Annotated in this window: 6 protein-coding genes and 2 pseudogenes; 7 read left to right on the top strand and 1 reads right to left on the bottom strand. The window is 69.0% G+C overall.

Going from position 1 to position 6999, the window contains the following annotated elements:
- The first annotated feature begins 296 nt into the window (after positions 1 to 296).
- The gene (locus EEJ42_RS09095) at positions 297 to 884 is read left to right on the top strand and encodes an ATP-binding protein (protein ID WP_246096258.1); all 588 of its coding nucleotides are present in this window, start codon (positions 297 to 299) and stop codon (positions 882 to 884) included.
- A gap of 422 nt (positions 885 to 1306) precedes the next feature.
- Here the strand turns inward: EEJ42_RS09095 and EEJ42_RS50215 are convergent, their stop codons facing one another.
- Positions 1307 to 1606, bottom strand: a complete 300-nt coding sequence (locus EEJ42_RS50215) for a hypothetical protein (RefSeq protein ID WP_148081903.1) — start codon at positions 1604 to 1606, stop codon at positions 1307 to 1309.
- A gap of 73 nt (positions 1607 to 1679) precedes the next feature.
- On the opposite strand from EEJ42_RS50215, the gene EEJ42_RS09090 reads away from it, so the two are divergent.
- From EEJ42_RS09090 to EEJ42_RS09065, 6 genes and pseudogenes are all read left to right on the top strand, one after another.
- Complete coding sequence (locus tag EEJ42_RS09090) at positions 1680 to 1991, top strand: WhiB family transcriptional regulator (protein WP_123099464.1); 312 nt, start codon at positions 1680 to 1682, stop codon at positions 1989 to 1991.
- 166 nt (positions 1992 to 2157) lie between these two features.
- Positions 2158 to 2377, top strand: a pseudogene (locus EEJ42_RS51730) (DUF5999 family protein).
- A 462-nt stretch (positions 2378 to 2839) separates the two neighbouring features.
- Positions 2840 to 3688, top strand: coding sequence for a hypothetical protein (locus EEJ42_RS09080; protein WP_123099463.1), 849 nt, complete (start codon positions 2840 to 2842; stop codon positions 3686 to 3688).
- A gap of 451 nt (positions 3689 to 4139) precedes the next feature.
- Positions 4140 to 5603 carry a DUF2637 domain-containing protein gene (locus tag EEJ42_RS09075; RefSeq protein WP_184503005.1) on the top strand — a complete coding sequence of 488 codons (1464 nt, stop codon included), beginning with the start codon at positions 4140 to 4142 and terminating at the stop codon, positions 5601 to 5603.
- Between the two features lie 239 nt (positions 5604 to 5842).
- Positions 5843 to 6214, top strand: a complete 372-nt coding sequence (locus EEJ42_RS09070; protein WP_123099461.1) for a hypothetical protein — start codon at positions 5843 to 5845, stop codon at positions 6212 to 6214.
- A 117-nt stretch (positions 6215 to 6331) separates the two neighbouring features.
- Positions 6332 to 6999, top strand: a pseudogene (locus EEJ42_RS09065) (hypothetical protein); the annotation flags it as partial.

Here is a 6999-nt window from a genome sequence, read left to right as displayed (position 1 = left end):
CCGTCACCGCGCAGTGACGGCGGCCGCGGCTGCTCGTACCGAGTAGTCAGCCAAACGATGAAGGCCCCGGGATCGCACCCCGAGGCCTTCGTCGGTCACGCATTCCCGGAGAGGAACCCAAGACCTTGGACACCATCATGACAGCTCCGCCGTCTCCTGGCGTACACCTCGGAGACAGCGACCCGAGCGTGCCGGAGGCGCTGCGTCGGGTCCGTCAGAACCGACAGGAGCGTCCGCAACTCCCCACCGCCCGCGGGCTGCACCCCCGTCACCGTGTCCGCGGCTTCGTCGCTCAGATGATCGCCAACGAAGACACCCTCGCTGCTGTGCGGCGGTTAGTCGGCACGGTGCCGGTGGCGTACGGGGCCGACGTCGAGGCCGCTGAGACCGCGAAGTTGGTGGTCTCCGAGCTGGTCAGCAACGCGGTGAGGGCCTGCGGTGACGGCACGCTGCTGGTAGTGGAGGCGTGCGCCACCACTACCTGCATCACCGTCGCCGTCCACGACTCCCGCCGAGATCTGCTGCCGACTCGTCGGACAGCCGTGAGCGACGACGCGGAGTGCGGGCGTGGCCTGGCGTTGTTCGACGTGCTGAACGTTGACTGGACCGTCGAGCCGTCACCCCTGGGCAAGCAAGTCCGGTGTCACGTCCCTGCCGCTCAGCGCTGCATCTGCGGCAAGCCAGCGGAGCGGTGTACATACGCGAAGCCGTTCCCGCGCGGCCACGCCGAGGCCCCGTCGGCCTTCGACTGGTGCAGTCAGCGCGACGACGACCCCACCCTGCCTTCACCTGGAGACGGTGAGGAGCTCGTGTCCGGTCATCCGGGTGCGGACATGACCACCTTCGCTCTGGGCGTGACCCAGCTCGTGGGGGTGTCGCTGTGACTGACGACCAGAGGAAGAAGCTGGAGGAAGCGAACAGGCGGCGCAACGACCTGACCGAGACGAACCGGANAGAAGCTGGAGGAAGCGAACAGGCGGCGCAACGACCTGACCGAGACGAACCGGAAGCTCCATGGCTGACGAACGCCCTCCGTGTGGCCCGTGCCGCGCAGCACCGCGTGGCACGGGCCATCGCCGCTCGTGGCCGCACGCGCCTCATCGCCCTCGCTCGGCCGCATCCGCCGATACGCCGGTGAACCGAACGCTGGACAAGGAGCACCCTGTCCACGCCATCCACCACGCACTTCGGGGAAGCGCGGATGAATGCGCACAGCCGTACCGCAAGGCCGAAACCGCGTGCCCCCGTCCTCCCCTCCAGCGCGCTCACGAACAGTTGGACGCTGCTCACCGGACGCTGAGGTTGACTACTTCGCGAGCATCGCCGCGTCCCGCGCAGCCGCCGAGGTGAGCGCGTCGCCGCCGACCCCGTCAACAGCGACTACATCCGAGCTTGTGCCGTCCACGCCGCCGAGATCGCCCGCGGTGACGTCACCGAGCACCAGCACATTGCCACTGAGCTTCGGGCTGGCGAGCTCCCCGAGGGCCTGGACCTCTCCCGGCCCTGAGGCGCCGACCCGGCGCTGCCCGTCGCCCCGCGTCTTCCTGGGCGGTGGCGAGGGGAGAGCGCCGAGATCTCCCCCGCCCGACCATCCGGCCGCCGACACAGAAACAGCCCCGAGGCTCGCACCCCCGGGGCCGCTTCGCACTTCGTACTACCGGACCTTCTGAGAGGCCCTGATGCACACCATCGCACGCCCAACGAGCTACGACCACAGCGCCGTCTCCACCGCCGCACCCACCCGGCCCCGCCCGGTATGCGCCGACGAGGACCCCGAGCTGTTCTTCCCCATCGGCAACACCGGCCCCGCCCTGCTACAGATCGAGGAGGCCAAGGCCGTCTGCCGTGGTTGCCCGCTCATGGACAGCTGCCTCCAGGGCGCCCTGGAGCGCGGCGAGGCATTCGGCGTGTGGGGCGCCATGAGCGAAGACGAGCGTCACGCGATCAGGCGCCGCCGCGCCCGCAACCGCATCCGGAACGCCAGCGCCTGACTGATCGACCCCCGCAGCTCTGCGCTGCCCGGACGCCACCGGCCCGGCCTGCGCCCCGGCCCGGTGGCGGCGGAGAACGCAGGGACCACACCCAGCAGCCAGTCACTCTGTGCCGTTGCCTCCCGGCCCGTACCTCATCCGACGCCGCTTTCACAGGAGTTCACCGATGGCTACGACATCCGCCTGCTCGCACACTCCGAAGTGCCCGGCCGCCGATAGCGCGGATCGGGAGGCCGCACACACCATCGCGTACCACCCGGAGCAGGGTTAGGAGGCTGCTGTGCAACGGCGTTCTGGTCTTCGAGGACACCGGTGAGCTGCTCCCCGACGGCCGCATCGTCGCTCCGCACCGGCCCACCGGCGTCCTGGGCCTGGTCGAGGCCTGATTTGCTCCTGCGGCGAAACGTCACCACCACCACGACGGAGCAGCGGTACTGGGCCGAAGCTGGCAACGCGGCGCTCAACGACGACCAACTGCGCCGTCGGGCGATGCTGCTGGGCGGCATCGTGGGCCGCGTTACCAGCGGCGCCGCTCACCACGATCGAAGTGAGGGGCGAGAACGTGCTTGGCCAGACCTTCACGTCGCAGCGCTATCTGCGCGGCAAGGACGGCCTGTGGTGGGGCGGTTGAGCAGTGCCCCCTGTGTTGCCTGTCGTTCCTGGCGATGCGAGTCGTCGGGAACGGCAGGGGGTAGTAGGGATTTCCCCCGATCCCGTGCTCCACGGCCGGTCTTCCTCGTGGGAGGCCGACCTCATACCGCCGGGTCCGGTACGACTGCCCCCCGTGCCGGACCCGGCCCCATCCCGAACACGTCCACGAATGACTCGACCACTCTAAGGAATCACTCATGAGCGTCACGATCCGGAACACCTACGGCACACCGCACAACGTCAGCGAGGGCAACCCGGTCTACGTTAAGAGCTGCGACCGCTACCGACTTCCGCTCGTCGGCGCCATCGCCCCCGGGAACCCGGGATACGAGGACATGGTCGCGTGGCTTCAGGAGGACGGCCACGACACCCGCCCCGAGGGATACGGACTGATCTTCCTGGAGTCCGAGGAATTCAGCGCCACCTACTTCGGGTCGATCGAGCAGATCGAGCAGTACAAGCGGGAGAACGTCGACGGCACGGCGACCTTCGACGCCAGCCAGGGCGTCATGTACGCGCAGTGGCCCCACGGCAAGGGATGGGACGACTTCATCCCGCGCGTCTTCTGGAACGTCGCCGCGCGCGGGGCGATCGCGGACGGCGTCGGCCTCGTCACGGCCTTCGAGCACCCGGTCACCCCGGGCGCCGAAGTCATCGTGTATGAGTTCGAGGGCAAGTGGCTTCCCGAGAAGCCCCCAGTCAACATGATCACCTACCACTGCACCGCCTGCCACCAGGACACGTTCCACGACAGCGGGAAGGTCCACGAGAACAACGGCCCGCACGACCGCAGGTGGGCCGCCCGGCAGGCGCGGCAGCACATCGTCAGCGCTGCCCGCCACGGCGTGAACCGCGACGGCAACTCGCAGTGCCGCCCCTTCGACCCGGCAATGTTGAAGGCCGTCAACGCCGTCGCGCGGCAAAACCTCGGCATGACGCACAACCCCCTGCCCGACGACGACGCCGCGTACTGCGCGACCAAGGGCCCCTGCTCGATCATCCGCGAGCTCCGTGCTGGCGTCCGCCCGCCTGCCTACCGCGGCTGAGTCCAACGACCACTGCACTGCCCGGCTCACCCGGCGCACAGAATCTACAGCCATCCAGACCGTTTCTTGACGATCTTCCGTCTGCCGGTCCTCCGCCCGTCTCGTGGCGGCGGATTCGAGTGGAGCCGCACAGATGCTCCGCATGGGCCGTCCCTCTCAGGGGTGGCCCTCTTTCCTGTTCACGTCCACGATCCGCGCTGCTGCGGGCGAGGGCGCTTGCCAAAGGAGGTAAGGAACGATGAATACCCTCGTGACCGCAGCCGAGTGGCTGGCCGAGCGATGGCAGATCAGCGTCGGCACCACGGTCGTGGCCGGGGGTTCGCTGCTGATCTACCGCGCGAAGCGAAGGTCGGATGCTCCGCCGTGGACGCACTGGGAGTTGGACGATGAGGCGCGTACGGAGCGGCGCGAGCGTCGCGGTCGGCGGGCCGAGGACTGGATGACGCTGGTAGTGGCCGCCGCGGCCGCGTACCTGTCGTCCACCGGTCTGCGGAAGTTTGGCCGCGATGTGATGGGCCTCGCCAGTCCCTGGGACTGGCTGCCCTTCGTTGGCCTGGATGTTGCCGCGCTCGTCTGTGGACTGCGGGCTCGCCGGCGTGCCCGCAAGGGCGATGGGTCCGGGCTGTCCGGGACGCTGTTCTGGTTGCTGATCGGCATCAGCGCGCTCTTCTCCGCGACTGAAGCCAACACGTTCATCGGTAGCGTGGCCCGGGCGGCATGGCCGCTGATTTCCGGCGTGCTCTTCGAGCTCGGCAGCCTGGAAGAGCGACTCGCCGCCCGCGAGAAGATGAAGCGTGATCTCGGGCTGTGGCTGGAGCGCAAGGTCGCCGCAGTCCGGATGCTGCACCCGGTCGAATGGGTGCGGGTACAGCTGAAGCTCGCCGCCGACGAGACGATCAGTCAGGAGGAGTCCACCCGGCAGGTCCGTATCGAGCGCGCCGGCTACTGGCTCTACCGGCTGCGCCGCCTGCAGGACCGCGGAAACGCCCGCAGGGGGCAGCCAATCCTCTCGCTGCGTCTGGCCGGGGCTGACCGCCGGGCCCAGACCGCCCAGGCCCGTGTCGACATCAACGACTTCGGCCTGGTGCTGGAAGCGGTACAGCGCCGGGTACGCACCCGCGAGTTCGCCGGACTGAACTACAACACCCCGCTCGCGGCCGAGAAGGCATTGGCCAACCTCATCGGTACGCGCGGTCGTACCGGTACGGACCGCCGTACTGGTACAGCCGTACCGGATCGGATCGGTACGAGCAGTACTCCTGCCGACCGGCGTACCGGTACAGCGGCCTCCGATCCGCACGGTCGTACCGGTACGGCAGAGGCGGATCGAGCCGCCCGTACCGGTACGGAAGCGGATCACCGTACCGCCGTACCGGTACACGGTGCGGGCAGCGGCATGGACCATACCGGTACACCGGAGGCATCCCGTACCGGCGCTGACGACCACGCGCGGTACGGCCGTACCGCCGAGGTAGAAGCCGGTACGGCATGCATCAGCGGTACAGGCGCGACCGCCAACGGTACGAACAAGCACGGGACCGGTACGGATGAGGGAGCGGCCCGGTGCGACTGGTCCGGCGATGACACGGACGCCGGTACGGGCGAGCAGAACGGCAAGCGGTACAGCGACGAGGAAGTGGTACGCGCGCTCCGAGCCGACCTCACTGCGGATGGCGCCTTCGGTACGGGCGGCATCCATAAGATCCGCGAGCGCTTCAACATGGGCGTCGCGCGCGCCAAGCGGCTGATCGGGGAGGCCAAGGCTCTCGGGCCGCTCACCGACGAGTCCGTGGAAGTGGAGGCCGAGGACCTCGCCGAGGGCGACCACACGTCTCGGGAGACCTTTGACGTCGAGGACGTCCTCGCGCAGGGCCGGCAGGTTGCTGGCCTGCTCGTCACGGGTGACAGGTCCTGATCTGCAAGAACGAGCTGCTCGACGGCTCCACCGGCCCCCGAGATGCCGTCAACACCTCGGGGACGCGGTGAAGGCGCCGAAGCGCCGGGTCCCACCCTCTCACCCCACTGCCCGTCAGGAAGGTGAATCGGGGAGTGACCAGCACAAACAGCGGCCGGGTGATCGGGCATCGCAGTCTGCGAGCCGACCGGCCGTTTTGACCCCCTATGACCCAGCGATCGAACGGAGGCCACGGAAGCGTGGGTGGAACCGCGTACTGGACAAAACAGACAGAGCGGGCGGCTAAGCGGTCGCCCAAGAAGGGCGCGACCCGGCGGATGGACCGGCTGCGCGGACTGCTGAAGGACACCGATCCGGCAGTCGCCGACCGCGTCTGGAAGGAGGTCGTTGACACCCTCCAGCGGACCATCGATCGCCACTCGACACGCGGATCCGCGTACTGGACCAACGAGATCAAACAGGCCGACAAACGGTCGTCCAAGGAGGGCGCGACCAAGCGGCTGGACCGGCTGCGCGGCGTGCTGCAGAGGGTCGATCCGGTGGTCGCCAACCGCGCCTGGCGCGAGGTGAGCGACACCCTCCAGCAGATCACTGTTCGTCACACACGGTGATCGTTCACCCATTCATTCACCCGGGTGAGAGATGAACTCGACCCGCCCCTACGCGCGTACGTACGCGCACGAGGGCAGGTGTTCACTCCCCCGGTTGCAGACCGTGAGGGGAAAGCGATGGAAGTTCTGCTTCTCGCGGCGTGCGCATGGCTCGTGCACACGGCCGGCGCGCAGAGCGAGCAGGCAAAGGTCGGGCTGTCCCCGGCGCAGCGGGACATCCTGAGGGAGCGGACGCGGCACGAGAAGGCCGTGCAGAAGATCGCGGACAAGCACAGGGGCTCCGCGTCGGCCGACGGCAAGCCGGGTGTCTCGCCCTGGAAGGAGTCACCGGCCTCGGAGCGCGATCCGGTGCTCTCACTGCCGGAGGCGTTCCGTTCGGGCTACCGCGGGCACACCCGCGTCGAGCGTCTGGCGACCCCGATGGGCCGCCGCGCCGGGAGGTGGGCCGCACAGGGCGTGGCCTGGGGCCAGGACACCGGCCGGGGTCTGATGCGGGAATACCGCAAGCGCCGCCGAGCCGCTGGCCATGATGACCCGGCGCCGGTGCTCGAGCCCGTGCCCCTGCCGCCGGACGCACCGCCCGTCCCCTCCGGCCCGCCGCCGGGTGCGGGAACCGACAGCGGCGACGGTAAGAAGGGCGTCTCACTGGAGAGGCCCAAGGAGGGGGCCGAGGCCACCAAGCCGGAAGGCTCCGAGAAGCCCCCTGAGGGGGCCGCAGAGCCTCCCGCAGGGGCCGATGGCTCCCCGGGGACCCGCGAGGCCTCAACGGGCCCTGAAGTGCCGCC

Origin of the sequence: Streptomyces botrytidirepellens, assembly GCF_003721215.1 — a bacterium.
Lineage (GTDB): Bacteria > Actinomycetota > Actinomycetes > Streptomycetales > Streptomycetaceae > Streptomyces > Streptomyces himastatinicus.
Note: the sequence above shows the minus strand (reverse complement) of the source record. Positions and strands in the feature narration are given on the sequence as shown.

Excerpts from the sequence above, each read along its gene's own strand:
- EEJ42_RS09095 (WP_246096258.1), top strand. The coding sequence starts at position 297 with ATGATCGCCAACGAAGACACCCTCGCTGCTGTGCGGCGGTTAGTCGGC.
- EEJ42_RS09090 (WP_123099464.1), top strand. The coding sequence starts at position 1,680 with ATGCACACCATCGCACGCCCAACGAGCTACGACCACAGCGCCGTCTCC.
- EEJ42_RS09080 (WP_123099463.1), top strand. The coding sequence starts at position 2,840 with ATGAGCGTCACGATCCGGAACACCTACGGCACACCGCACAACGTCAGC.